This window comes from Streptomyces sp. NPDC060184, assembly GCF_042728795.1.
In the GTDB taxonomy this organism is placed as follows: domain Bacteria; phylum Actinomycetota; class Actinomycetes; order Streptomycetales; family Streptomycetaceae; genus Streptomyces.
Genome location: NZ_JBHWYX010000021.1, coordinates 20,514 through 44,798, shown reverse-complemented (window position 1 = coordinate 44,798; position 24,285 = coordinate 20,514). Strand labels below are relative to the sequence as shown.

Sequence of the window (24,285 nt, the reverse complement as noted above, 5' to 3'; positions counted from 1 at the left end):
AGGGCCTGGATCTTGCTTTTGCTGAGCCCGGTTCGGTCGGCCAGCTCCCGTACGCTCCTCGGTTCCCCGTCGCGTGGGCTGTCGAGCAGCCGTCTGAGCAGGGCTCCGTTGTGCACTCGGTAGCGTCTGGCCACGATCCTCCGTCCGGTGTCCACGTTTCTGGACGGGTTCAGCATGGCACTTAGAACAGCGCTTGTCCACTTTCCTGGACGAGCATCCAGGGGAAAGTTGCGCCAAAGAGTTCGCGCCCGGTAGCGAGGCGTGTCCATGGTCGTGGACAATGCTGTCCACGGGGGAGGGTTGCCTTACCCGTGCCTGACTTGGCTTTTCCATCAGGCAGAGCGGGCGCAACGTGGACACGTGGATGCGAAAGGGCTCAAAAATGCCGGATCAGACTGAAGCGCTCACGCGCCTCGTGCAGGAGCACGTGGGCGAGGGGCGCGACCTCACGATCCGCGCCTTCGCCCAGCAAGCCGTGGACCCCGAGACCGGGACGACGGTGTCGAAGAGCACCGCAGGGAACCTGGTGACGGGGCACCGCATCAAGATCACGCCAGAGGTTCTGCGCGCCATCGCCGCCGGCCTCGGCGTGCCCGTCGCCGACGTGCAGGCGGCGGCGATGGCTCAGTACGTCGGAGTCGTCGTTGACGACCCGTTCGGCGTGCCGCCAGGTGACGACGACGCGGTGGTCCGGGTCGCGCACAGCAGTAGACGCCAGGGCGAGGACATGCCTACAGTCCGGGCGTTCGTTGAGCGTTCTCATACCTCTCAGTAACATTCGCACGCGTTTTCGCCACCGTGGCGGGTTTCGGATGCACTCGTTTAGGTGACGCCAATAGAGCAGGTATGAGCGTAGAGTGACACGACCTCGTGCGATTCGAACGTGCGTGCGGCATATGCATGCATGGGAATGGGGGTCGGATGACAAGGGGACCGCGCGTGCACGTGAGCGCCATGGACCTACGCGGCGAGGCACCCGTCGCCCTTCGAGACAGCCTCACCTCCTACGACCTGGCCATCGACTTCTCGTGGCCACCTGAGCGCATCGCCGAGGCGCTGACCGAGCTCTTCCAAGAGGGCGTCGACTCGAACCGGTGGAGCCGCGCGCGTCCGGGCGAGCACATGCGGCCCGACGACGAACCGCCCTCTGCTGCCGCCGCACCTCACCCGGACGGCGAGCACCGCCTTACAGGCGGTCTCCCGGGCTGAGTTTCCGGTGCTGTTCCCGGGCCCGCTCCGCACCGGCGGAGCGGGCGTACCGGTCGACCATGGACCGCGACTTCCACCCGGTGATCCGCATCAGGTCGGTCTCCGTCCCGCCGGCCGCGAGCCACATGTGCGCGAACGTGTGCCGGAACTGGTGCGGGTGGATGCGCCCCAGCCCGCAGGCTTCCGAGCGGCGGGCGAGTAGCTTCCCTGCGCCGGACACGGTGAGCGGCTTCTTCGTTTTCTGCCCGATCCACAGGTGGTCCACGGTCTTGCCGTACGGGTGCCGGGCGCGGGTCCGGAGGTACCGGTCGACGGCCTGCGCGGTCTTCGTGCCGAAGGGCACTGCGCGCCCGCGACGCCCCTTGCCCATGACGTGCATCACCTGCATGTCCAGGTCGACGTCGTCGAGGACGCGCTCGACAACCTCGGAGAGCCGGACGCCTGAGTCGAGCCACAGCATGATCATCGCCCGGTCGCGCACCTCAGCGAACTCCCGGCCGGTCACGCTCTTCAGCAATAGCTGGAGCTGGTCCGTGGTGAGAATCGGCACCTCGGGCACCTCGACCTGGGGCGCCTTGACGCCCTCGGCGGGGGACCGCTCCAGCTCCCCCTCGGCGATCAGCCACTTCAGCCACGCCTGGATCCCGAGGAACCGGGAGCGTGCGGAGGAGGCTGAGGTCCGGGCGATCTCGTGAACGATGAACGCTTGGACGTGCGCGCGCGTGATGTCGAGGACATCGTCGACCGCAACCGGGGGCGGTGCGTCGGAGTCTTTCGCGGGGGGCGGGGGATCAGTGAGATAGTCGGCGAACAGATTCGCGGAGAAGAGGTAGGCGCGGATGGTCTCGGGCGATTTGTTGTCGGAGCGGAGTGATAGCTCCCACGACCGGAGGAGGAGGGTGAATGGCCCCCGTGCGGTGTCCATGCCTCCAAGAATTTATCCGCCCTATGAGCGCTGTACAACCGCTTTGAAGAAGTCTGTAGGGTCGAAACACCAGGTCACCGACTTGATTGAGGTGCAGCCGTGCGGCCGGTAGGCAGCAAGTACCTGCTCGAAGAGCCCCTCGGACGCGGCGCCACGGGCACCGTCTGGCGAGCCCGCCAGCGGGAGACCGCGGGGGCCGAGGCGGCCGTCGCGGGGCAGCCCGGGGAGACCGTGGCGATCAAGGTCCTCAAGGAGGAGCTCGCCAACGACGCCGATGTGGTGATGCGGTTCCTGCGGGAGCGCTCCGTGCTGCTCCGGCTCACCCACGAGAACATCGTGCGCACCCGCGACCTGGTGGTCGAAGGGGATCTCCTCGCCCTGGTCATGGACCTCATCGACGGCCCCGACCTGCACCGCTACCTCCGGGAGAACGGCCCGCTGACCCCGGTCGCCGCCGCCCTGCTCACCGCGCAGATCGCCGACGCGCTCGCCGCCAGCCACGCCGACGGGGTCGTCCACCGCGACCTGAAGCCCGCCAACGTCCTGCTCGACGAACGCGACGGCACCATGCGCCCGATGCTCACCGACTTCGGCATCGCCCGGCTCGCCGACTCCCCGGGGCTGACCCGCACCCACGAGTTCGTCGGCACACCCGCGTACGTGGCCCCCGAGTCCGCCGAGGGCCGCCCGCAGACCTCCGCCGTCGACATCTACGGCGCCGGAATCCTGCTGTACGAGCTGGTCACCGGCCGCCCGCCGTTCGCCGGAGGCACCGCGCTCGAAGTGCTCCACCGCCACCTCAGCGAGGAGCCCCGCCGCCCCTCCACCGTCCCCGAACCCCTGTGGACGGTCATCGAGCGCTGCCTGAGCAAGGACCCCGACCGGCGGCCCAGCGCCGAGAACCTGGCCCGGGCGCTCCGTACCGTCGCCGCCGGTATCGGCGTGCACGCCAACTCCGCCCAGATCGCGGCAGCCGACGGTGTCGGCGCGCTGCTCGCCCCGGACCCGGCGCCCGCGCCCGTACCGGAGACGCCCGGCGCGGCCGACCCGACGCAGGTGCTGCCGAACTCCTCCGGCGGCCCCTTCGGCGCCGACGGGTACGACCCGAACGCCGCCACCAGCGTCCTGCAGCACGGGCAGTTCCCCGGCGGCCCGGGTGGCGCGGCCGACCCCACCGCCGTGCTGCCGCCCGTTCCGCAGCGCCCGGACGGGCCCCCGCAGCCGGACCCCGCGCACCCCTGGCAGTCCCAGCTCCAGGCCGCGCGCGACCGCAACGAACAGACCCAGGTCCAGTACCTCGACCCGGCCGATGACCCGCTCCGCCGCCGCCCCCAGCGCCAGCAGCCGCCGCAGCAGCCCCCGCAGCGGCAGCAGCCCCAGCAGCGCCCCCAGCACCAGCAGTACCCGCCGCAGCAGCAACAGCCGCAGCGCTACCAGCAGCAGCCCCAGCGGCAGGACTACCCGCAGCAGCAGGGATACCCGCCCCAGCAGTACGCCCCGCAGCAGCAGCCCCAGCGCCAGGCGTACGCGCCCCCGCAGCAGCCGCAGGCCCCCGCCCCGCGCGAACCGCGTCCGCCCCGGCAGCGCAGCGCCAACCCGATGAAGATCCCCGGGCTCGGCTGCCTCAAGGGCTGCCTGTTCACCGTGGTGCTGCTCATCGTCGCGGGCTGGCTCATCTGGGAGTTGACGCCGCTTCAGGACTGGGTCGACCAAGGCAAGGGGTACTGGGAGGCGATCGGCGACGCGATCGGCTCGGTGACCGACTGGGTCTCCGGCCTCGGCGGCGGCAGCGCCTGATCCGGCGCGCCCGAAACCGCCGGACCGGCGGGTCCGCGACGCCCGCGCGAGGCGTCCCCGACCCGCCGGACCGGGGCCGGTACCTTCTCCGTACCGTCCCCGCAGGTCCCCGTACCCTTCCCGCAGGTCTCCGCGTCGTCTCGGCCGCGTCTCCGCACCGCATCAACTCTGTACCTTTGTCGACTCCTTCGGGGCCCTAACCGCCGCATTTCGCCCCCGGAGGGGAGGGTTGGCGCCGTCCGGGGCACGCAACCCCCCGGTCGCCGCGTAACTTTGTCGACCGGGGTTCACCGCCAGCCGCTGAGGGAGCAGTCTTGGCACGGAATATCGGCAGCCGGTACACCGCCCACCAGATCCTGGGGCGCGGCAGCGCCGGAACGGTGTGGCTCGGCGAAGGGCCCGAGGGGCCCGTCGCCATCAAACTCCTCCGCGAGGACCTCGCGTCCGACCAGGAGCTCGTGGGCCGCTTCGTGCGGGAACGCACCGCGCTGCTCGGACTCGACCATCCGCACGTGGTGGCCGTCCACGACCTGGTCGTCGACGGCAACGACCTCGCCCTGGTCATGCGCCTGGTGCGCGGCACCGACCTGCGCACCCGGCTGGACCGCGAGCGCCGCCTCGCCCCCGAGGCCGCCGTCGCGATCGTCGCGGACGTCGCCGACGGCCTCGCCGCCGCGCACGCCGCCGGAGTGGTCCACCGGGACGTCAAGCCGGAGAACATCCTGCTCGACATGGAGGGCCCGCTCGGCCCCGGCGGCTCGCACCCCGCACTCCTCACCGACTTCGGTGTCGCCAAGCTCATCGACACCCCGCTGCGCACCCGCACCACCCGGATCATCGGCACGCCGGACTACCTGGCCCCCGAGATCGTCGAAGGGCTACCGCCGCGCGCCGCCGTCGACATCTACGCCCTCGCGACCGTCCTGTACGAGCTGCTCGCCGGGTTCACACCGTTCGGCGGCGGCCACCCGGGCGCGGTGCTGCGCCGGCACGTGACGGAGACCGTCGTCCCGCTCCCCGGCATCCCCGAGGAGCTGTGGCAGCTGCTCGTCCAGTGCCTGGCCAAGGCCCCCGCCTCCCGGCTGCGGGCGGGCGAGCTGGGCGGCCGGCTGCGGGAGCTGCTGCCGATGCTGGCGGGCATCGGCCCGCTGGAGGTGGACGAGCCCGGCGAAGAAGAAACGGAACTTCGTCCGGCCTACGACGAGCAGCAGTACACCCCCGCCGACGAGGAGCCGCGCCGCCGGGGCGCCGTACCGCTGGTCCCCGGCGCGACGCCCGACTCCAACCGGGACACCCACACCAGCATGCGGGTGCCCGCCCCGGACGAACTGGCCGGCGGCCCCCTCGGCACCGCCCGCGCCCCCAGGGCCCCCGGCCCGCGCCCCGGCTCGGCCCGGAACAAGTCCGCCGCCGTCCGCAAGCGCCGCCTCACCCTGGGCGCGGCCACCGTGGTGCTCGTCGCGGCGGTCGCGGTGGGCGGCTGGCTGGCCACCGGCGGCGACGACGCGGGCGCCACCCCGCAGGACAGCGGCAGCTCCGCCCCCGACACGCCCTGAGGCCGGCCGCCGGTCGGAGGGCCCCCGCACCGCCGGGCGGCCCTCCGACCGGCCGGACCGGGCTCCCCTGGGCAGGGTCCGGACCAGGGGATACGGCCCCGGAAGCCGGGGGAGGGCGAGCTTCACCCGTCCAGCCGTTACGCTGGACCCGTGGCAGTCGTCGATATTTCCGAAGAGCTGAAGTCCCTCTCGTCCACCATGGGGTCGATCGAGGCCGTCCTGGACCTGGACTCCCTGAGGGCGGACATCGCCGTGCTCGAGGAGCAGGCGGCGGCGCCGTCCCTCTGGGACGACCCGGAGGCGGCCCAGAAGATCACCAGCAAGCTTTCCCACCTCCAGGCCGAGGTCCGCAAGACCGAGACGCTGCGCGGTCGCATCGACGACCTCGCGGTGCTCTTCGAGCTCGCCCAGGACGAGGGCGACGCGGACACCCTCGCCGAGGCCGAGACCGAGCTGGAATCGGTCCGCAAGGCGCTCGACGAGATGGAGGTCCGCACCCTCCTGTCCGGCGAGTACGACGCCCGTGAGGCCCTGGTCACCATCCGCGCCGAGGCCGGTGGCGTCGACGCCGCCGACTTCGCCGAGAAGCTGCAGCGCATGTACCTGCGCTGGGCCGAGCGGCACAACTACAAGACCGAGGTCTACGAGACGGCGTACGCCGAAGAGGCCGGCATCAAGTCGACCACCTTCGCGATCGAGGTCCCGTACGCCTACGGCACGCTCTCCGTCGAGCAGGGCACCCACCGGCTCGTCCGGATCTCGCCCTTCGACAACCAGGGCCGCCGCCAGACGTCCTTCGCGGGCGTCGAGGTGCTGCCCGTGGTCGAGCAGACCGACCACATCGAGATCGACGAGTCCGAGCTGCGCGTGGACGTGTACCGCTCCTCCGGCCCCGGCGGCCAGGGCGTCAACACCACCGACTCCGCGGTGCGGCTGACCCACCTGCCGACCGGCATCGTCGTCTCCTGCCAGAACGAGCGCTCGCAGATCCAGAACAAGGCGTCCGCGATGAACGTCCTCCAGGCGAAGCTCCTCGAGCGCCGCCGCCAGGAGGAGCAGGCGCGGATGAACGCGCTCAAGGGCGACGGCGGCAACTCCTGGGGCAACCAGATGCGTTCGTACGTCCTGCACCCGTACCAGATGGTCAAGGACCTGCGTACGGAGTTCGAGATGGGCAACCCCGAAGCGGTCTTCAACGGTGAGATCGACGGCTTCATCGAGGCGGGCATCCGCTGGCGGAAGCAGGGCGAGAAGTAACCGTACGCGTACGGCAGTTGGGCCCGGGCAGGGATACTCCGCCCGGGCCCTTCGCGTACCCGGGAGCGGGCGCGGGCGGGCGGTCGGCGAGGCGCGTGGCGGTTGGTGCGGGGCGGCGGCGTACTGATTGCGTCACAGTCGTGGGAGTGAATAACCGTCAGAAGCCCCACGGGGTCATCAATCGCCCGGAACGCTCTTGACGTAATCCTTAACTCTGGTCAGGGTGCTGGAGCAGCATGCGTTGACTGGGACAGGTGGGAGTGGGGGCGGACCGGACGACCGCGCAGTACGCGGCCCGGTTCGGAGCGAACCTCGCAGAGCCGGGTCCCGCACCGTGCTGCTCCATCGACGAGATCGGCTACTGGGGGTAGCAGCAGATGACGAAGAAGACGCGCGTACGTATCGCGCGCATAGCGGCCGGCGCCATCATCGCCGCCGGCGCTTCCCTGACCGCCGCGGGTGCGGCGCAGGCCATCGCGCCCGAGCAGGTGCCCTCCATCGGCGTTGAGGGTCAGGAGGAGGGCGACGACGCGGGTGCCGTGGACCAGGGCGCGGACGGTGCCACGGACCAGGGCGCGGACGGCGCGACGGACCAGGGTGCGGACGGTGCCACGGACCAGGGTGCCGATGGCGCGACGGACCAGGGCGCGGACGGTGCCACGGACCAGGGCGCGGACGGCGCGACGGACCAGGGCGCGGACGGCGCGACGGACCAGGGTGCCGACGGCGCGACGGACCAGGGCGCGGACGGTGCCACGGACCAGGGCGCGGACGGTGCCACGGACCAGGGCGCGGACGGTGCCACGGACCAGGGTGCCGACGGTGCCACGGACCAGGGCGCGGACGGCGCGACGGACCAGGGCGCGGACGGTGCCACGGACCAGGGCGGCAACGGTTCGGCGGGTACCACCGGCACGACCGGCACCGGCACGACCGGCACCACGGGCTCGTCCACCGACGGCGGCTCGTCGGCCTCGGGCGGCTCCGGCTCCACCGGCGGCTCGTCCACCGGCGGCGACGAGACCTGCACCGTCACCCTCGACGGTGCCGAGTGCGTCGAGTCGAACAACACCGACACTGACAGCGTCGGCAACCAGCCGGTCGAGCAGGGCAAGGGCAAGGACGAGCTCGCCGAGACCGGTGCGGCCGAGACCACCTTCCTGCTGCTCGGCGCCGCGACGATGATCGCCGGCGGCATCGGCTTCCGCTTCCTGCCGCGTCTGGCGGCCGGTCGCACCGCCGTCTGAGCCACCGGCTCATAGGCAGCGCCAGGAAACACCGCTGAGGGCCCGGGGAGAGCTTCACCGCTCCCCGGGCCCTCACGCGTGGCCTGGAGGAGTGCGACGCCCCTCGGAGTCGTACAGGAGCCCGCACGAGCGCCCCGTGGGCGCTTCCCGGCCGGGGGTGCCGGGCGGCATGGCCAAGGGCGGCACGCCGGGGTGACGGTCCGGGGCGACGGGCGGGGCTGCTGGAGCTACGCCATCTGCTGGGCCAGCAGCGCGACCGCGCACACCAGCACCACGAGCAGGGCGATCAGCACCATCGGGTTCATCCCGCCGAACGGGCCCTGGTCCTGTTGGCGCAGGCGCTCGCGGCTCGCGCGGCAGACGGGGCAGCGGCCCTCGTTCACGGGCGCCGCACAGTTCGCGCACACCAGTCTGTCGTAGGTCATGCGCACTCCTCCTCCCGCGCGCGGCGGAATCGTCCTGGGCCGTCCCGGCCGGCCGTGCTGCGCACACTGTTCTGCGCACACTGTTCTGCGCACGGGCGGCCGATCCGGCGCAACGGGGCGGCTTTTCGTCCGGGTGTCCGTCCGCACAACGCTCCGGGGAGCGTGACCGTTCCCCCTACCACTGTGCCAGCTCCGGCGTCTTTCGGCGCGGCCCGTCGGGGAGTGCCGTACGGGACACCGGAAGGGACCACCGCGCGGTCGGTCACGCACGGTCGTGACGGGGGTGCGGAGGGCGTCCACGCGTTCCGGTGCGCGGGCCCGGGGCGACGTGTCCCCGCTCATGTTCCGGCATAAATCACCCATCCGTAGACGCCGCCTGCGCGGCCGGGATCCATTCGCGTAGGGTCACGCACACATACTCCCGGCCGACCATGGTGCCTCCGTGATCCGATTCGACAACGTCTCGAAGACCTACCCGAAGCAGAGTCGCCCCGCGCTGCGCGATATCTCCCTGGAGATCGAGAAGGGCGAGTTCGTCTTCCTGGTGGGCTCCTCGGGCTCCGGCAAGTCCACCTTCATGCGCCTGATCCTCCGTGAGGAGCGCGCGAGTCAGGGCACGGTCCATGTGCTCGGCAAGGACCTGTCGCGCCTGTCCAACTGGAAGGTGCCCCAGATGCGCCGCCAACTGGGCAACGTCTTCCAGGACTTCCGCCTCCTCCCCAACAAGACCGTCGCCGAGAACGTGGCCTTCGCGCAGGAGGTCATCGGCAAGCCGCGCGGTGAGATCCGCAAGGCCGTGCCGCAGGTGCTCGATCTCGTGGGCCTCGGCGGCAAGGAGGACCGCATGCCCGGCGAGCTCTCCGGCGGTGAGCAGCAGCGCGTCGCCATCGCGCGGGCGTTCGTCAACCGGCCGATGCTGCTGATCGCGGACGAGCCGACCGGCAACCTCGACCCGCAGACCTCCGTGGGCATCATGAAGCTGCTGGACCGGATCAACCGGACCGGCACCACCGTGATCATGGCGACCCACGACCAGAACATCGTCGACCAGATGCGCAAGCGCGTCATCGAGCTGGAGCAGGGACGCCTCGTGCGTGACCAGACGCGCGGCGTCTACGGCTACCAGCACTGAGCGGCCCCCGCACCGAGCATCTGAGCATCGAGTACTGAAAGGACGCCATGCGCGCCCAGTTCGTCCTGTCGGAGATCGGCGTCGGTCTTCGGCGCAACCTCACGATGACCTTCGCCGTGGTGGTCTCCGTCGCCCTCTCGCTCGCCCTGTTCGGCGGCGCGCTGCTGCTCCGCGAGCAGGTCAGCACGATGAAGGACTACTGGTACGACAAGGTCAACGTCTCCATCTTCCTGTGCAACAAGGACGAGGCCCTGGACACGCCGAAGTGTTCCAGCGGCGCCGTGACCGACGCGCAGAAGAAGGAGATCGAGCAGGACCTCAAGAAGATGGCGGCCGTCGACACCGTCACCTTCGAGACGGTCGACCAGGCGTACAAGCACTACCAGGACCAGTTCGGCGACACGCAGATGGCGGGCAACATCACGCCCGACCAGATGCAGGAGTCCTTCCGCGTCAAGCTCAAGGACCCGAAGAAGTACAAGGTCGTCGCCACCGCCTTCGCCGGCCGTGACGGGGTGCAGTCCGTCCAGGACCAGAGATCGATCCTGGACAACCTCTTCGAGTTGATGAACGGCATGAACGTCGCCGCCCTGTTCGTCATGGCGTTGATGCTGATCATCGCGTTGATGCTGATCGTCAACACCGTGCGGGTGTCGGCGTTCAGCCGCAGACGCGAGACCGGCATCATGCGGCTCGTCGGCGCCTCGGGGTTCTACATCCAGATGCCGTTCATCATGGAGGCGGCCTTCGCCGGGCTGATCGGCGGTCTGCTGGCCTGTGTTCTGCTGATAGCGGCCCGCTACTTCCTCATCGACGCCGGCCTCTCCCTGCAGAGCAAGCTGAACCTGATCGACTTCATCGGCTGGGACGCGGTCATCACCAAGCTGCCGCTGGTCCTCGCGATCGGGCTTCTGATGCCCGCTGTTGCCGCGCTGTTCGCGCTCCGCAAGTACCTCAAGGTGTGACATGCGCCCCCTGGGCCGCGCGGGGAAGGACCCGTGCGGCCCAGGGGGTTTGTCCTAGACTCGCTGCCATGCAGGGGCCCTTGTACCGGTACGGGCCCCGCGGCCTGCGCCGCGGGGCGGCCCTGACGTTGGTGTTCGCCGGAGTGCTCGCCACCGGCGCGGCCACCGGATCGCTGCCGCGCGACGAGCCCGCGCGCGCCGGCGCGCGGCCCCGCCCGGCCGCTTCGTCCTCCGCCCCCGTGGACCGCCAGGAACTGGCGGCGGCTGCCGCCGGAGCCGCCGCGGACGGGAAGTCCGCCACCCAGGCCGCCGAGGAACTCGTCAGCCGCAGCGGCGACCGCTGGGGCGCGGTCTACGACGAGCGGGAGTACGAGGAGTTCGAGCAGGCCCTCGACGGTTCGTACACCGGCGTCGGCCTCTCCGCCCGCCGCACCGCCGACGGCCGGGTGCGGGTGGCCCGGGTCGAACCCGGCGGCCCCGCCGACCGCGCGGGCATCCGCGCCGACGACGTACTCACCTCCGTGGACGGCACCCGTACCCGGGGGCGCCCCGTCGCCGAGATCGTGGCGCGGCTGCGCGGGGACGGTACGGACGAGAAGCCCGGGTCCTCCGTCGTCCTCGGCGTGGAACGCGACGGCCGCGCCCGCACCGAGTTCCTGCGCCGCGCCCGGCTCACCACCGAGCCCGTCACCGTGCGCCGGCTCGGCACCGCCCCCACCTCCACCGTGCTGATCAAGGCGACGGCCTTCACCCGGGGCGCGGGCGACGAGATCCGCGACGCGGTACGGTCCGCCCCCGGCGACGCCGGAATCCTGCTGGACCTGCGCGCCAACAGCGGCGGCCTGGTCGGCGAGGCGGTCGTCGCCGCCTCCGCCTTCCTCGACGGCGGCCTGGTCGCCACGTACGACGTGCACGGGGAGCAGCGCGCCCTGTACGCGGACGCGGGCGGGGACACGACCCGGCCTCTCGTGGTGCTCGTCGACGGCGGCACGATGAGCGCCGCCGAGCTGCTGACCGGCGCGCTCCAGGACCGGGGCCGCGCGGTCACGGTCGGTTCGCCCACCTTCGGCAAGGGCGCGGTGCAGATGCCGAGCGAACTGTCGGACGGTGTGGTGGCCGAGCTGACCGTCGGGCAGTACCGCACGCCGGGCGGCCGGGGGGTCGAGGGCCGGGGGATCACCCCGGACCTGGTGGTGGGCACGGGGGCCCTGGAACGGGCCGAGACGGTATTGAGTGGCCTCGGGGGTGGGTCGTAGTGCGAAAATGACCGCACTATGGCCAAGGAAAAAGACACCGGGCGCAAGATGATCGCGCAGAACAAGAAGGCGCGGCACGACTACCACCTCATCGACACCTACGAGTGCGGGCTCGTGCTCATGGGGACCGAGGTGAAGTCCCTGCGGATGGGCAGGGCCTCGCTGGTGGACGGCTTCGTCCAGATCGACCAGCACGAGGCGTGGCTGCACAACATCCACGTACCGGAGTACGTGCAGGGCACGTGGACCAACCACGCGGCGAAGCGCAAGCGGAAGCTGCTGATGCACCGGGCCGAGATCGACAAGCTGGAGTCGAAGTCGAAGGAGACCGGGCACACCATCGTCCCGCTCGCCCTGTACTTCAAGGACGGCCGGGTCAAGGTCGAGATCGCGCTCGCGAAGGGCAAGAAGGAGTACGACAAGCGCCAGACGCTCCGCGAGAAGCAGGACACCCGCGAGACCAACCGCGCCATCGCGGCGGCACGCCGGCGGCAGCGCAGCGCGTGACCGGACGGTCCCGGGGCGCGTTCGCGTGCGGACCGGGGCCCGGAGCGGGCGCACGGCGGGGGTGACCGGAGGGAATACGCTGGCATCGTGCGCCGTTGGTCACGTACGATGGACCGTGCACCCCGACGAGGGTGCGCGTATTGAAAAATCAACATGGGGATGATCGGTTTCGACAGCGGATGTCGAAGCAGGGGAAGCGAGTCGAGGAAGCGACAATGATCTCGTAAACCATATGTCGCAAACAATAATCGCCAATTCCAAGCGCGATTCCTCCGCCTTCGCCCTCGCTGCCTAATTAGCAGCTAGCGAAGACTCTGCGGAGTGTCAGCCCGGGGGTGGTCCCGACCCGGATCCTGGCATCAACTAGGGATCTAAACTTCTAAGCCCGGTCACGGGGTTTAGGAGGAAATCAAACAGTGGCTGAGCCTGTCGGAGGCTTGTTCGCGTGACCTCCGGGGCCGAGAAAAGCGTAGCGAACTGCACTCGGAGAAGCCCTGGTTCCGCACCGTTGGACGCGGGTTCGATTCCCGCCATCTCCACCACCCCATGTAAGCCTCTGCCCCGCGAGTCCGCTCGCGGGGCAGAGGCTTTTTCGCGCTCCGGACCTTCTCGCTTCCGGCTTTGCTTCTCGCCCTCCCGCGTTCTTTCGCGCTCGCCAAGGGCTGTCCCGCCGGGAATCGCAGGACAGCCCTTTCGCGGGAACGGGAGAGTGATGTCGCTGCGTTCGGTCGGCCGGGTGAGGTTGCCCCCGATGGCCGGCCCGGGTGGCCCGGGGCGCTGCGGACCGACCGGGCCGACCGGACCGACCGGACCGGCCGTGCGGAATCCGACCGGCTCAGTTCGGGTTGTCCCCGTGGGTCAGGGTTTCCCAGGCCACGAAGAGGTTGTTGCTGCCCGCCGGGCGGTTCTGCTCGGTCAGGGCCTGGGTGTTGGTCATGGCGATGCCGAGGCGGTTGTGCAGGGCGTTGTAGCCGACCTCCGTGACGGGGCCGAGGCCGAGGTTCAGGGACCCGCCGCAGAGCCAGCTCGGGACGGCTTCGCCGCGCTGGTACTTGGACTGGAAGCCGAGGGCCTGGCGCAGCCGTTCGCCGACGTCCGTGCCGTAGAGGTCCTGGCCCTGGATACGGCTGGTCTCCGCGATGTGCGAGATGGCCGAGATGCCGTAGCCGGTGTGGGTGAAGTCGCGGCAGGTCTCCTGGGTGAGCCCGGTGACGAAGGTGGACTGGCCCTGCCAGTAGCTGACGATCTTCGCGGTGGTGTCGAGGTTCTGGCTCGGTACGGTCTTGGGCACCGCGCCGTCCGAGGCGAGGTAGACGTACGCCGCCGTGCGGGTGCGGAACTTCGCCATGGCCTTGTCGTAGGAGGTCTTGTCCTCCAGGAAGACGGAGATGCCGACGGCGGCCTCCATCATCGACAGCTCCCAGTTGCCGTTGGAGTTGGAGCCGTTGATGAGCTGCGGCAGATAGACGTTCCGCAACATGGTCGAGAAACGCGCCGAGTTGGCCCAGGTCCCGGTGTACGTGTACTTGATGATCTCGGCGGCCTTGGGCCACGAGGAGCCCGCCCAGCCGGTCTGGAGCGGGGCGTTGCTGTTGGTGTGGCCGGTGATCGTCGCCGACCAGGCGTCCATCAGCTCGATGGACTTCTTCGCGTACCGCTCGTCGCGGGTGATGTACCAGGCGAGGGCGTCGGTGTACGCGGCGATCGCGTCCTCGCGCTCGTCCGTGCAGCCGTTGTTGGGGTTGGAGTAGGAGCCGCACTCGACGGTCGCGCGGGGCTTGGCGGTGCGGCTCAGACTCGCGTAACCGCTCGCGATCATCTGGTCGTACGCGCCCTTCCAGGGCTGCGCGCCGGCGTTGACCTGGGTGCGGGCGAAGTCCAACTGGCCACGGGAGACGGTGACTCCGGGGTGGGTGAAGGTGGTGGGCGCGGCCTCGGCGTGCGGGGCGGCGGGGCCCGAGAGGAAGCCGACCACGAGCGCCGCCGTCGCGGCGGTCGCGGTGAGGAGCAGTCCGGGGCGCCGGGGGCGGCGGCGGAACGCGGAGGTGGGGGAGGGTGCGGGGGTGACTGGCATGTGGGGGTCATCCGTTCTCGTATGTGAACGAAGCACTGGGGGTTGAACACGCCTGCTGGGCGGTGACCATAGGTACAGACCAGGAAGCCGTCAAGACCGTACGCGAGAGCCCCAGCTCATCCCCTGTTCATCCACGTGAACGGAGTGTCTGCGGGTCAGCCGGTGGCCCTGGCGCGCCCCGCCCGTCCCGTGCCCACGGCCGAGACGACGCACGCGAGTCCGGCGGCGCAGGCCGGGGCGGCGTACCCCGGGACCGTGCCCGCGTGTTCCACCAGCCAGCCGCCGGTGGCCGAGCCGGCCGCGACACCGCCGAGCAGGGCGGTCACCGCGAGGGTCATGCCCTCGTTCAACTGGGCCGCGGGGGTCAGGCGTTGTACGAGCGTCATACCGGTCACCATGGTCGGCGCGGTCGCCGCGCCCGCCGCCAGCAGGCAGAGCGCGAGGACGAGCAGCGAGCCGGTGGTGGCCACCGCGAGCAGCGGCAGGCACATCAGCGCGGTCATCGCGGCCAGGCAGAGAGCCAGCCTGCGACCGAGGTCACGGGCCGGGCGCAGCGCTCCGTAGAGCAGTCCTGCCACGCAGGAGCCGGTGGCCTGGAGCGCGAGGACGGCGCCCCCGGCGTGCGCGATCGAGGTGACCTCCATCGTGCCGAAGACCGCGCCCGTCGCCAGGAACACGGCGAGCAGCGCGGGCATGCCGGGGGAGCGGAACGGGGAGCGCGCCCGGACGGTACGGGGTGCCACCGGCGGCTCCGTGGCGCGCTGGGCGGCGAAGACCAGGATGCCGGTCATCATCAGCACCGCCCCGGTGACCGTGCCCGCCTCCGGGAAGAGGGTGCCGCAGAGGGCGGCGGCGAGGACCGGGCCGAGCATGAAGCAGAGCTCGTCGGCGGCCTGCTCGAAGGAGTTGGCGGTGTGCAGGGCGGCCGGGTCGTCCCGGAGCAGATGGGACCAGCGGGCCCGGGACATCCCCCCGGTGTTGGGGGCGGTGGCCGTGGCCGCGTACGCGACGAAGAGCGTCCAGGTGGGGGCACCGAGACGGACGCAGAGCGCCAGCGCGAGCGAGCCGGAGGCGGCGAAGGCGGTCGCGGGCACCGCGATCCGGGCCTGGCCGTACCGGTCGACCAGCCGGGCCGTCAGCGGAGCCACCACGGCCGTCGCCACCAGGCCGGTGGCGGTCACCGCTCCCGCCAGGGCGTACGAACCGCGCGACCCGGCGATCATCAGCACCGCGCTGACGCTGAACATCCCGATCGGCAGCCGGGCGAGCAGGTTCCCCGCCGTGAAGCCGCGGGCGCCCGGGGTGCGCAGCAGCCGCAGGTACGCGTTGCGGGGCGCGGGCCCTGCGGGGGAGGGGGCGGGTCCCGCGGATATCGCGGATACCGGGGAGGGCGCGGGGGAGGCGTCGGGCCCCGCGGGCATCGGGGAGGGTGCGGGCGAGGCGGTGGAGGCGGTGGTGGGAGCGGGGTTCGGCACTCCGACAGCCTCGGCCGCGCACGGGCGTCCGGTCCAACACCGGTCCGTGCCCGATTCACGCATCTGTGTTGTAGATTCCCCCGGTGACCGTCCCCGACCTCGACCCCCGGCTGCTGCGCGCTTTCCTCGCCGTCGCCGAGGACCTGCACTTCACCCGGGCCGCCGCCCGCCTCTTCGTGGCCCAGCAGGCGCTGAGCCGGGACATCCGCAGGCTGGAGCGGCTGCTCGGTACCGCGCTGTTCGTCCGCACCACCCGGCAGGTCGTTCTCACTCCGGACGGCGAGCGGCTCGTCCCGCACGCCCGCCGGGTGCTCGACGCGCACGCCGCCCTGGGCGCCGCCTTCGCCGACGCGGCGACCCGGCCGCTCCTCGTGGACCTGAACACGGACGGGATGACCGCCGCCCGGGTCCTCGACCGGGCGCGCGAACTCGCCCCGGAGTGCGAGCTGATGGCGCGGTTCGAGTCCGGTCTCACCTGGGCGGCCGGGGAGATCCTCGCCGGGCGGCTGGACGCCTCCTTCGGCCGGGCCGGCGGCCTCGACCCGGCCGTCCGTGCCGGGCTGGCCACGCTGCCGGTGCGCTACGAGCCGATGGCCGTCCTGCTGCCGTCCGCTCATCCTCTCGCTCCACGCGAGGTCGTCGCCCTCGCCGATTTGGCCGGGGAAACCGTCTACGCAGGGGCGGGCAATGCGCGCACCCTGGAGTGGACCGGCCTTGCCGCACTTCTTTTCGAGGAGTGGGGCATCCATCTGGCACCGCCCACTCCGCTTGCCGTAGGAGTGGCCGAATTTCAACGGATCATGGCGAAGACAGGGCACCCGGTGCTCGCAGTTGTCGGATTTCCTCCGCTTCCGGGCACCGTGCTCCGCCCCCTCGTGCGCCCCGTCCCGCTCTCCCCGCTCCTGCTGGTCCACCGGAAGGGGATGCGCCACCCCGGTCTGGACGCGCTCCGTACCGCCGTTGTTCAACTTCAGTCGTCAGAAGGGTGGATGGTACGTCCACCTGGTTCCTGGCTGCCCGAAGCGGACGCTGCGGCGATGGCGTCCCAGGGGTGAAGAACAACCCGATCCGGGGACATTGGCGTCAGCATCGTGCGCTACATTCATCAGTCCGGGCACATGGGGAACGCGGTGCGCGGACGGGGTGGGGACCCAGTCCGACGGCATGAAACCAGTCATTCGTGTGTGCCGGAATCATTGAGTGGGGGATGTGCGTACACCTGTGGAAAATTGGCGAGAAGGCACCCGGACCGGGCACAGCCATGAGCCTCATGACGTGACGATTCAGCTGGACGGGCTGGGGCGTCAGCTCTCCGAGCTCACGACCGAACCCGGCACGCCGGAGGCTTCGGACGGCCCCGTCTTCGTGGACGAGAGCGGCCGTCGGAGCAAGAACTTCCGACGGGTCGGCTGGCTGGTGGCCCTGGGCTGTGCCGCGTTCGCCACCATCCTCGTCCTCTCGCTCCTCGGCGGAAGCTCGGCGGCCCCGTGGCTGCCGCTCACCAGCCAGGAGCAGCAGAAGAGCGAGGAGAAGGACGCGGACGCGCCCTCCGCCGACCCCTCCGGCTCGGCCGGCCTCTCTGGCGCCACCGACCCGGGCGCCACCACCGGCCCGACGCCCGACGCCGGAGCCACGGGCGACGCCGATCCGGCCGGTACCGACCCGTCGACCAGCACCTCCGTCGCGCCGTCGTCCGCCGTGAACCCCGCCGCGAGCCCCACCGCCGGCCAGCCGGCCGGATCGGCCGCGACGACGGGCGGAACGAGCACCAAGCCTTCCGCGTCGGCCTCGGTCTCCGCGCCGCCCACCGGCGCCGCGACCCCGGATCCCGTCGACCCGCCCGTCACGTCCGAGGATCCGGCGGCCCCCGCCACCACCGACCCGACTGCATCACCAGAAAGCAGCACCCCGTAAATGACTCAGCCCGCACCGCTGGTCAGGAGTCGCCGCAAGGCGAAGGCCAAGCGTCGATTGCCGCTGCGCTATCTCCTGCCGTTCCTGCTGCTGGTGGCTCTGCTCGCGATGCTCGTGCTGCGCGGTTACGTGAACAGCGAGATCGCCGCCGACCACCGCGTCCGCAACCCCGTCGGCACCGACCAGGTCCCCGAGCACATCCTCGACGGCGGCCCTGTCATCGACGCCCGGTCGAAGACCGAGCCCGCCACCTCGGTCCGTATCCCCGACCACCACATCGTGCTGACCTTCGACGACGGCCCGGACCCCGAGTGGACGCCCCGGGTCCTGGACAAGCTGAAGGAGTACCACGCCCACGGCGTGTTCTTCGTCACGGGCACCATGGCCTCCCGCTATCCGGAGCTCGTCAAGCGGATGGTCGACGAGGGCCACGAGGTCGGACTGCACACCTTCAACCACCCCGACCTCTCCTACCAGACCACCAGTCGGATCGACTGGGAGCTCTCCGAGAACCAGCTCGCCCTCGCGGGCGCCGCCGGTGTGCACAGTTCCCTGTTCCGGCCGCCGTACTCCTCGTTCGCCGACGCGATGGACGACAAGTCCTGGCCCGTCGCCGAGTACATCGGCAGCCGCGGCTACCTCACCGTCGTCAACGACACCGACAGCGAGGACTGGAAGCGCCCCGGCGTCCGGACGATCATCAAGAACGCCACGCCCAAGCACGGCAAGGGCGCCATCGTCCTGATGCACGACTCCGGCGGCAACCGCTCCCAGACGCTCGCGGCGCTCGACCGCTTCCTCCCCTCCATGCAGGAGAAGGGGTACGAGTTCACCAACCTGACCACCGCCCTCGGCGCCCCCAGCGCGCTCACCCCGGTCAGCGGCCCCGCGCTCTGGAAGGGCAAGACCTTCGTCACCGCCGTGGGCTTCTCCGAGGACGTCACCGGCGTCCTGGTGGCCGGCCTCTCGGTGGTCGGTGTCCTCGTCATCGGCCGCTTCGGCCTGATGCTGCTGCTCTCCTTCGTGCACGCCCGCCGGGTCCGCCGCCGGAACTTCCGCTGGGGCGACCAGCCCGTCACCCAGCCCGTGTCGGTGCTGGTGCCCGCGTACAACGAGCGCAAGTGCATCGAGGCGACCGTCCGCTCCCTGATGGCCAGCGACCACCCGATCGAGGTCATCGTCATCGACGACGGCTCGACCGACGGCACCGCCGACATCGTCGAGGACATGCGGCTGCCGAACGTCCGCGTGGTGCGCCAGCAGAACGCGGGCAAGCCCGCCGCGCTCAACAACGGCATCGCGCACGCCCGTTACGGCATCGTCGTGATGATGGACGGCGACACCGTCTTCGAGCCGTCCACCGTCCGCGAGCTCGTGCAGCCCTTCGCCGACCCCAAGGTCGGCGCGGTGGCGGGCAACGCCAAGGTCGGCAACCGCGACTCGCTGATCGGTGCCTGGCAGCACATCGAGTACGTGATGGGCTTCAACCTGGACCGCCGGATGTACGACGTCCTGCGCTGCATGCCCACCATCCCCGGCGCGGTCGGAGCCTTCCGCCGCGACGCGCTGGACCGGGTCGGCGGCATGAGCGAGGACACCCTCGCCGAGGACACCGACATCACGATGGCCCTCCACCGCGACGGCTGGGACGTCGTCTACTCGGAGAACGCCCGCGCCTGGACCGAGGCACCCGAGTCCGTGCAGCAGCTGTGGTCCCAGCGCTACCGCTGGTCCTACGGCACCATGCAGGCCATCTGGAAGCACCGGGGCGCCGTCTTCGACCGGGGCCACTCCGGTCGCTTCGGCCGCGTCGGCCTGCCGTTCGTCTCCCTCTTCATGGTGGTCGCCCCGCTGCTCGCCCCGCTCATCGACGTCTTCCTGGTGTACGGGCTGATCTTCGGCCCCACCGGCAAGACCGTCGCCGCGTGGTTCGGCGTGCTGCTGGTCCAGCTCATCTGCGCCGCCTACGCGTTCCGGCTCGACAAGGAACGCATGACCCACCTGATCTCCCTGCCGCTCCAGCAGATCCTCTACCGGCAGCTCATGTACGTCGTGCTGCTCCAGTCCTGGATCACCGCCCTCACCGGCGGCCGGCTGCGCTGGCAGAAACTGCGCCGCACCGGCGTCCTGGACGCCCCCGGCGCGGCGCCGGGAGCGCGTGCCGCCGTCGGTGCCGACCACCGGAGGCCCGTCGGATGAGCTGGAACGAACCCACCCCGAGCGGCGAGGACACCGCGCCGCTGCGCGTCCCCGCCCCCGCCCCCGCGGCGCACCGTCGCGCCCCGCAGGCCCACCGGGCGCCCGGAGCGCCCGCGCCGTCACTGCCGTACGCCACCGGCCCCGGCAGCTACCTCGGCGACGGCTCCGGCGCCGCGTACCCCGGCAACGCGTACCCGTCCGGCGGGAACGGCGCCGCGTACCCGTCCGGCGGGAACGGCGCCGGGTACCCCGCCCCGCACCACGGGCGGCACGCCGGGGCCCCGGCCGTGCCGGAGGCACCCCTCGGAGCCGACGCCGCGCCGGCCGCCCCGAAGCGGCCCGCACGCGACCGCTACCTGGACGTGCTGCGCTCCGTCGCCCTGGTCCGCGTGGTGGTGTACCACCTCTTCGGCTGGGCCTGGCTGACCGTCCTCTTCCCGTCCATGGGCGTGATGTTCACCCTGGCCGGGTCGCTGATGGCCCGTTCGCTGGCGCGCCCCGCCTGGAGCGTCATCCGCAGCCGGGTGCGGCGCCTGCTGCCCCCCATGTGGCTGTTCTCCGCCTTCGCCCTGCCCGCGATGCTCTGGCTCGGCTGGAAGCCCGTGAAGGAGGAGGGGCTCTGGTGGTTCATCCGCCTGGGCAGCTACCTCCTGCCGGTGGGCGCCCCGCCGTACCCCGAGGTGAGCGGCTCCGAGGGCGGCTGGTTCGAGACCAGCTGGGCGGACCAGGCGGCCGGACCGCTCTGGTACATCCGCGCCTACCTGTGGTTCGTGATCGCGTCCCCGCTGCTGCTCAAGGCGTTCCGCAAGCTGCCCTGGGTGACGATGCTCGCGCCGATCGGCCTCACCGCGGTCTTCGGCACCGGACTGGTCACCATCCCGGGCGCCACCGGCGAAGGCGTCGTGGACTTCACGGTGTTCGCGTCCTGCTGGATCCTCGGCTTCGCGCACCACGACGGCTTGCTCAAGCAGGTCCCGCGCTACCTCGCCGTCTCCTCGGCCGCGATCGTCATGGGCTTCGGCCTCTGGTGGGCCTCCGGGCACCTCACCGACGAGGGCTGGAACCTCGACGAGATCCCGCTCGCCCAGGCCACCTGGTCCTTCGGGTTCTGCCTGATCCTGCTCCAGTACGCCCCGTCCTGGGAGAAGCTGCCCGGCCGCCTCGCCCCGTACGACGGTCTCGTCACGCTCGCCAACAACCGGGCCGTGACGATCTACATTTGGCACAACCTGCTGCTCATGGCGACCGTGCCGCTGATAGACCAGATGTGGAGGATCGGCTGGGTCGACGAGCACCTCGGCCCGTACGCGGACGGCCTCTACACCGGGCTGAGCCTGATCCTGATATGGCCGCTGATAGGGCTCGCGATCCTGGCCTTCGGCTGGATCGAGGACGTCGCGGCGAAGCGCAGGCCGCGGCTCTGGCCCTCCGGCAAGCCCGCCAGGCCCACGCCCGTACCGGCCGCGGCCGGCGGCGCGGGCGGCCACCGGCACTGACCACGCGCACAACACTCGCTCCCACCGGGCCCCGCGCACGGCACCACGTTCTCACCGGGCCCCGCGCACGGCACCACGTTCTCACCGGGCCCCGCGCGGCCCGGTGAGAGCAAGGTTGCGCACCGGTCACCTCACGGCACCGCGCGGAAACGCGCACTCCCCTAGCCTCGGAAGCAACACCCCGACCCCTTGTGGAGGCGCGTGATGGCTGGCCGTTGGATCGAGCAATGGGACCCGGAGGACGAGACCTTCTGGCGGGAGACGGGCCGCCGGGTCGCCCGCCGGAACCTCTGGTTCTCCGTCCTCTCCGAGCACATCGGCTTCTCCGTCTGGTCGCTGTGGTCGGTGATGGTCCTCTTCATGGGACCGGAGTACGGCATCGACCCCGCGGGCAAGTTCTTCCTGATCTCCACCGCCACCCTGGTCGGGGCGATCGTCCGGGTCCCGTACACCTTCGCCGTCGCCAAGTTCGGCGGACGCAACTGGACGGTGTTCAGCGCCCTTTCGCTGCTGGTGCCGACCGCCGTCGCCTTCGTGGTGATGGAGCCCGGCACCTCGTACACCACCTTCGTGGCCGTCGCCGCGCTCGCCGGGATCGGCGGCGGCAACTTCGCCTCCTCGATGACCAACATCAACGCCTTCTTCCCGCTGCGCGAGAAGGGCTGGGCGCTCGGCCTCAACGCGGGCGGCGGCAACATCGGCGTCCCCGTCGTGCAGCTCATCGGCCTGCTGGTCATCGGCACCGCCGGAGCCACCCACCCCCGGATCGTCCTCGGTGTGTACGTCCCGCTCATCGTCCTCGCCGCGCTCTGCGCCGCCCGGTACATGGACAACCTCACGCCCGTGCGGAACGACACCGGGGCCGCGAAGCAGGCGGTCCGCGAGGCGCACACCTGGATCATGGCCGTCCTCTACATCGGCACCTTCGGCTCCTTCATCGGCTTCAGCTTCGCCTTCGGCCTGGTCCTCCAGACCCAGTTCGGCCGCACCCCGCTCCAGGCCGCCTCGCTCACCTTCATCGGCCCGCTGCTCGGCTCGCTGATCCGCCCCCTCGGCGGCCGGCTCGCCGACCGGCACGGCGGCGCCCGCATCACCCTGGGGAACTTCGCGGCCATGGCGGCGGCCACCGGGGTCGTCGTGTACGCCTCCGACACCGAGTCGCTGCCGCTCTTCCTCGTCGGATTCATCGCCCTGTTCGTCCTCTCCGGACTCGGCAACGGCTCGACGTTCAAGATGATCCCGGGCATCTTCCACGCCAAGGCGGTCGCCCGGGGCCTGCGCGGCGAGGCGGCGGCGGCCGAGGGACGGCGGCTCTCGGGGGCGGCCATGGGCCTCATCGGCGCCGTGGGCGCCGTCGGCGGCCTCGCCATCAACCTGGCGTTCCGTCAGTCCTTCCAGACCTCCGGCGCCGGTACGGCCGCCTTCTGGTCCTTCCTCGCCTTCTACGCGGTCTGCTCCGTCCTCACCTGGGCGGTATACCTTCGCCGCCCGGTGACCGCCCCCGCCCAGGCCCAGCTCGGCCTGGCGGAGGTCTGAGAACCTGTCAGTCGTCCTCCGAGGACGACTGACAGGAGTCGTACGACGTAACGGGCGGGAAATACGGGGGAACCGAGCCTGTCACGCGGGGTTGGCAGGCTCGGTCCACCGCACAGCGGCAGCGACCGCGGGAACGAGAGCCGGGTAGATCACGCCATGCAGGAAGACGAAGCGACGCACGGGCCCCTCGCGGGCTTCACGGTCGGAGTGACCGCCGCCCGCCGCGCCGAGGAGCTCGGTACGCTCCTCCAGCGCCGGGGCGCCCAGGTCGTGCACGCCCCCGCCCTGCGGATCGTGCCGCTCGCCGACGACAGCGAACTGCTCACCGCCACCGAGGCCCTCATCGACCATGCCCCCGACGTCGTGGTCGCCACCACCGCCATCGGCTTCCGCGGCTGGGTGGAGGCGGCGGACGGCTGGGGCATCGGCGACCGGCTGCTGGACCGGCTGCGCGGCGTCGAACTCCTCGCGCGCGGACCCAAGGTGAAGGGCGCCATCCGGGCGGCCGGACTCACCGAAGCCTGGTCACCCGCCTCCGAGTCCATGGCCGAGGTGCTCGAACGCCTCCTCGGCGAGGGCGTCGACGGGCGCCGCGTCGCCCTCCAGCTGCACGGCGAACCGCTCCCCGGCTTCGCCGACACCCTCCGGGCCGCGGGCGCCGAGGTCGTCGACGTCCCCGTCTACCGCTGGATGCCGCCGCAGGACATCGCCCCGCTCGACCGGATGCTCGACCTCACCGCCGCCCGCGGCCTCGACGCGATCACCTTCACCAGCGCCCCCGCCGCCGCCTCCTTCCTCGACCGCGCCCAGACCCGGGGCATGGCCCCCGAAGTGCTCGGCGCCCTCCACGACGACCTGCTGGTCGCCTGCGTCGGCCCCGTCACCGCGCTGCCGCTCCAGGCACGCGGCATCGAGACCGTCCAGCCCGAACGCTTCCGGCTCGGCCCGCTCGTCCAGCTCCTCTGCGCCCAGCTCCCCGCCCGCTCCCGCACCCTGCCGATCGCCGGTCACCAGGTCACCGTCCGCGGCCACGCCGCCCTCGTCGACGGATCGCTGCGCCCCGTACCGCCCGCCGGAATGGCCCTCCTGCACGCCCTGACCCGGCGCCCCGGCTGGGTGGTCTCCCGCGCCGACCTGCTGCGGGCGCTGCCCGGCAGCGGCACCGACGAGCACGCGGTGGAGACCGCGATGGCCCGGCTGCGCTCGGCCCTCGGTTCGCCCCGCCTGATCCAGACGGTCGTCAAGCGCGGCTACCGTCTGGCCCTGGACCCGGTGGCCGACAGCAAGTACGGCGACTGAGCCCCGGGGCCGACTG

General features: G+C 71.3%; 20 protein-coding genes and 1 other RNA gene. 17 read left to right on the top strand and 4 right to left on the bottom strand.

What is annotated here, in order from left to right:
- Window positions 1-382: 382 nt before the first annotated feature.
- Complete coding sequence (locus tag ACFWEE_RS16180) at window positions 383-775, top strand: hypothetical protein (protein ID WP_386889607.1); 393 nt, start codon at window positions 383-385, stop codon at window positions 773-775.
- 164 nt (window positions 776-939) lie between these two features.
- The gene (locus ACFWEE_RS16175) at window positions 940-1,209 is read left to right on the top strand and encodes a hypothetical protein (protein WP_386889605.1); all 270 of its coding nucleotides are present in this window, start codon (window positions 940-942) and stop codon (window positions 1,207-1,209) included.
- Here the strand turns inward: ACFWEE_RS16175 and ACFWEE_RS16170 are convergent.
- A complete protein-coding gene (locus ACFWEE_RS16170; RefSeq protein ID WP_386889603.1) occupies window positions 1,187-2,134 on the bottom strand; it encodes a tyrosine-type recombinase/integrase in 948 nt (315 codons plus the stop codon). The genes ACFWEE_RS16175 and ACFWEE_RS16170 overlap by 23 nt on opposite strands.
- A gap of 99 nt (window positions 2,135-2,233) precedes the next feature.
- Between ACFWEE_RS16170 and ACFWEE_RS16165 the strand changes: the two genes are divergently transcribed.
- The 4 genes from ACFWEE_RS16165 (at window position 2,234) to ACFWEE_RS16150 (ending at window position 7,991) form a co-directional block, all read left to right on the top strand.
- Window positions 2,234-3,931, top strand: coding sequence for a serine/threonine-protein kinase (locus tag ACFWEE_RS16165; RefSeq protein ID WP_386889601.1), 1,698 nt, complete (start codon window positions 2,234-2,236; stop codon window positions 3,929-3,931).
- Window positions 3,932-4,245: 314 nt separating this feature from the next.
- On the top strand, window positions 4,246-5,487 hold the full coding sequence (locus ACFWEE_RS16160; protein WP_386889599.1) for a serine/threonine-protein kinase: 1,242 nt from the start codon (window positions 4,246-4,248) through the stop codon (window positions 5,485-5,487).
- Window positions 5,488-5,637: 150 nt separating this feature from the next.
- A complete protein-coding gene (gene prfB / locus ACFWEE_RS16155; RefSeq protein ID WP_327176069.1) occupies window positions 5,638-6,744 on the top strand; it encodes a peptide chain release factor 2 in 1,107 nt (368 codons plus the stop codon).
- A gap of 377 nt (window positions 6,745-7,121) precedes the next feature.
- Entirely contained in the window at window positions 7,122-7,991 is an 870-nt protein-coding gene (locus tag ACFWEE_RS16150; protein WP_386889597.1) for a hypothetical protein, read from the top strand.
- Window positions 7,992-8,218: 227 nt separating this feature from the next.
- Here the strand turns inward: ACFWEE_RS16150 and ACFWEE_RS16145 are convergent, their stop codons facing one another.
- On the bottom strand, window positions 8,219-8,416 hold the full coding sequence (locus ACFWEE_RS16145) for a hypothetical protein (protein WP_386889595.1): 198 nt from the start codon (window positions 8,414-8,416) through the stop codon (window positions 8,219-8,221).
- 442 nt (window positions 8,417-8,858) lie between these two features.
- Between ACFWEE_RS16145 and ftsE the strand changes: the two genes are divergently transcribed.
- The 5 genes from ftsE to ssrA all read left to right on the top strand — a co-directional run bounded on the left by ftsE (window position 8,859) and on the right by ssrA (window position 12,818).
- On the top strand, window positions 8,859-9,548 hold the full coding sequence (gene ftsE, locus ACFWEE_RS16140; RefSeq protein WP_328721403.1) for a cell division ATP-binding protein FtsE: 690 nt from the start codon (window positions 8,859-8,861) through the stop codon (window positions 9,546-9,548).
- Between the two features lie 47 nt (window positions 9,549-9,595).
- Window positions 9,596-10,513, top strand: coding sequence for a permease-like cell division protein FtsX (ftsX, locus tag ACFWEE_RS16135; RefSeq protein WP_386889593.1), 918 nt, complete (start codon window positions 9,596-9,598; stop codon window positions 10,511-10,513).
- Window positions 10,514-10,581: 68 nt separating this feature from the next.
- Complete coding sequence (locus tag ACFWEE_RS16130) at window positions 10,582-11,769, top strand: S41 family peptidase (RefSeq protein WP_386889591.1); 1,188 nt, start codon at window positions 10,582-10,584, stop codon at window positions 11,767-11,769.
- An 18-nt stretch (window positions 11,770-11,787) separates the two neighbouring features.
- Window positions 11,788-12,276 carry an SsrA-binding protein SmpB gene (gene smpB / locus ACFWEE_RS16125; protein WP_386889589.1) on the top strand — a complete coding sequence of 163 codons (489 nt, stop codon included), beginning with the start codon at window positions 11,788-11,790 and terminating at the stop codon, window positions 12,274-12,276.
- 155 nt (window positions 12,277-12,431) lie between these two features.
- Window positions 12,432-12,818: a transfer-messenger RNA gene (gene ssrA / locus ACFWEE_RS16120) on the top strand.
- A gap of 293 nt (window positions 12,819-13,111) precedes the next feature.
- Here ssrA and ACFWEE_RS16115 read toward each other — a convergent pair.
- The gene (locus ACFWEE_RS16115) at window positions 13,112-14,350 is read right to left on the bottom strand and encodes an alginate lyase family protein (protein WP_386889587.1); all 1,239 of its coding nucleotides are present in this window, start codon (window positions 14,348-14,350) and stop codon (window positions 13,112-13,114) included.
- A 155-nt stretch (window positions 14,351-14,505) separates the two neighbouring features.
- Entirely contained in the window at window positions 14,506-15,771 is a 1,266-nt protein-coding gene (locus tag ACFWEE_RS16110) for an MFS transporter (protein ID WP_386889751.1), read from the bottom strand.
- 137 nt (window positions 15,772-15,908) lie between these two features.
- On the opposite strand from ACFWEE_RS16110, the gene ACFWEE_RS16105 reads away from it, so the two are divergent.
- The 6 genes from ACFWEE_RS16105 to ACFWEE_RS16080 all read left to right on the top strand — a co-directional run bounded on the left by ACFWEE_RS16105 (window position 15,909) and on the right by ACFWEE_RS16080 (window position 24,269).
- Entirely contained in the window at window positions 15,909-16,880 is a 972-nt protein-coding gene (locus ACFWEE_RS16105) for a LysR family transcriptional regulator (RefSeq protein ID WP_386889585.1), read from the top strand.
- A 220-nt stretch (window positions 16,881-17,100) separates the two neighbouring features.
- A complete protein-coding gene (locus ACFWEE_RS16100) occupies window positions 17,101-17,739 on the top strand; it encodes a hypothetical protein (RefSeq protein ID WP_386889583.1) in 639 nt (212 codons plus the stop codon).
- 63 nt (window positions 17,740-17,802) lie between these two features.
- On the top strand, window positions 17,803-19,938 hold the full coding sequence (locus tag ACFWEE_RS16095; RefSeq protein ID WP_386889749.1) for a glycosyltransferase: 2,136 nt from the start codon (window positions 17,803-17,805) through the stop codon (window positions 19,936-19,938).
- Window positions 19,935-21,434, top strand: a complete 1,500-nt coding sequence (locus ACFWEE_RS16090; protein ID WP_386889581.1) for an acyltransferase — start codon at window positions 19,935-19,937, stop codon at window positions 21,432-21,434. The genes ACFWEE_RS16095 and ACFWEE_RS16090 overlap by 4 nt, the downstream gene beginning before the upstream one ends.
- 204 nt (window positions 21,435-21,638) lie before the next feature.
- Entirely contained in the window at window positions 21,639-22,970 is a 1,332-nt protein-coding gene (locus tag ACFWEE_RS16085) for a nitrate/nitrite transporter (RefSeq protein ID WP_386889579.1), read from the top strand.
- Window positions 22,971-23,126: 156 nt separating this feature from the next.
- On the top strand, window positions 23,127-24,269 hold the full coding sequence (locus tag ACFWEE_RS16080; RefSeq protein ID WP_386889577.1) for a uroporphyrinogen-III synthase: 1,143 nt from the start codon (window positions 23,127-23,129) through the stop codon (window positions 24,267-24,269).
- Window positions 24,270-24,285: the final 16 nt, after the last annotated feature.

What these genes read in the sequence shown, in the direction of transcription:
- ACFWEE_RS16090 (WP_386889581.1), top strand. Translation starts at nt 19,935, where the DNA reads ATGAGCTGGAACGAACCCACCCCGAGCGGCGAGGACACCGCGCCGCTG.
- ACFWEE_RS16080 (WP_386889577.1), top strand. Translation starts at nt 23,127, where the DNA reads ATGCAGGAAGACGAAGCGACGCACGGGCCCCTCGCGGGCTTCACGGTC.
- ftsX (WP_386889593.1), top strand. Translation starts at nt 9,596, where the DNA reads ATGCGCGCCCAGTTCGTCCTGTCGGAGATCGGCGTCGGTCTTCGGCGC.
- ACFWEE_RS16115 (WP_386889587.1), bottom strand. Translation starts at nt 14,350, where the DNA reads ATGCCAGTCACCCCCGCACCCTCCCCCACCTCCGCGTTCCGCCGCCGC.
- ACFWEE_RS16130 (WP_386889591.1), top strand. Translation starts at nt 10,582, where the DNA reads ATGCAGGGGCCCTTGTACCGGTACGGGCCCCGCGGCCTGCGCCGCGGG.
- ACFWEE_RS16180 (WP_386889607.1), top strand. Translation starts at nt 383, where the DNA reads ATGCCGGATCAGACTGAAGCGCTCACGCGCCTCGTGCAGGAGCACGTG.
- ACFWEE_RS16170 (WP_386889603.1), bottom strand. Translation starts at nt 2,134, where the DNA reads ATGGACACCGCACGGGGGCCATTCACCCTCCTCCTCCGGTCGTGGGAG.
- ACFWEE_RS16110 (WP_386889751.1), bottom strand. Translation starts at nt 15,771, where the DNA reads ATGCCCGCGGGGCCCGACGCCTCCCCCGCGCCCTCCCCGGTATCCGCG.
- ACFWEE_RS16085 (WP_386889579.1), top strand. Translation starts at nt 21,639, where the DNA reads ATGGCTGGCCGTTGGATCGAGCAATGGGACCCGGAGGACGAGACCTTC.
- smpB (WP_386889589.1), top strand. Translation starts at nt 11,788, where the DNA reads ATGGCCAAGGAAAAAGACACCGGGCGCAAGATGATCGCGCAGAACAAG.
- ACFWEE_RS16145 (WP_386889595.1), bottom strand. Translation starts at nt 8,416, where the DNA reads ATGACCTACGACAGACTGGTGTGCGCGAACTGTGCGGCGCCCGTGAAC.
- ACFWEE_RS16150 (WP_386889597.1), top strand. Translation starts at nt 7,122, where the DNA reads ATGACGAAGAAGACGCGCGTACGTATCGCGCGCATAGCGGCCGGCGCC.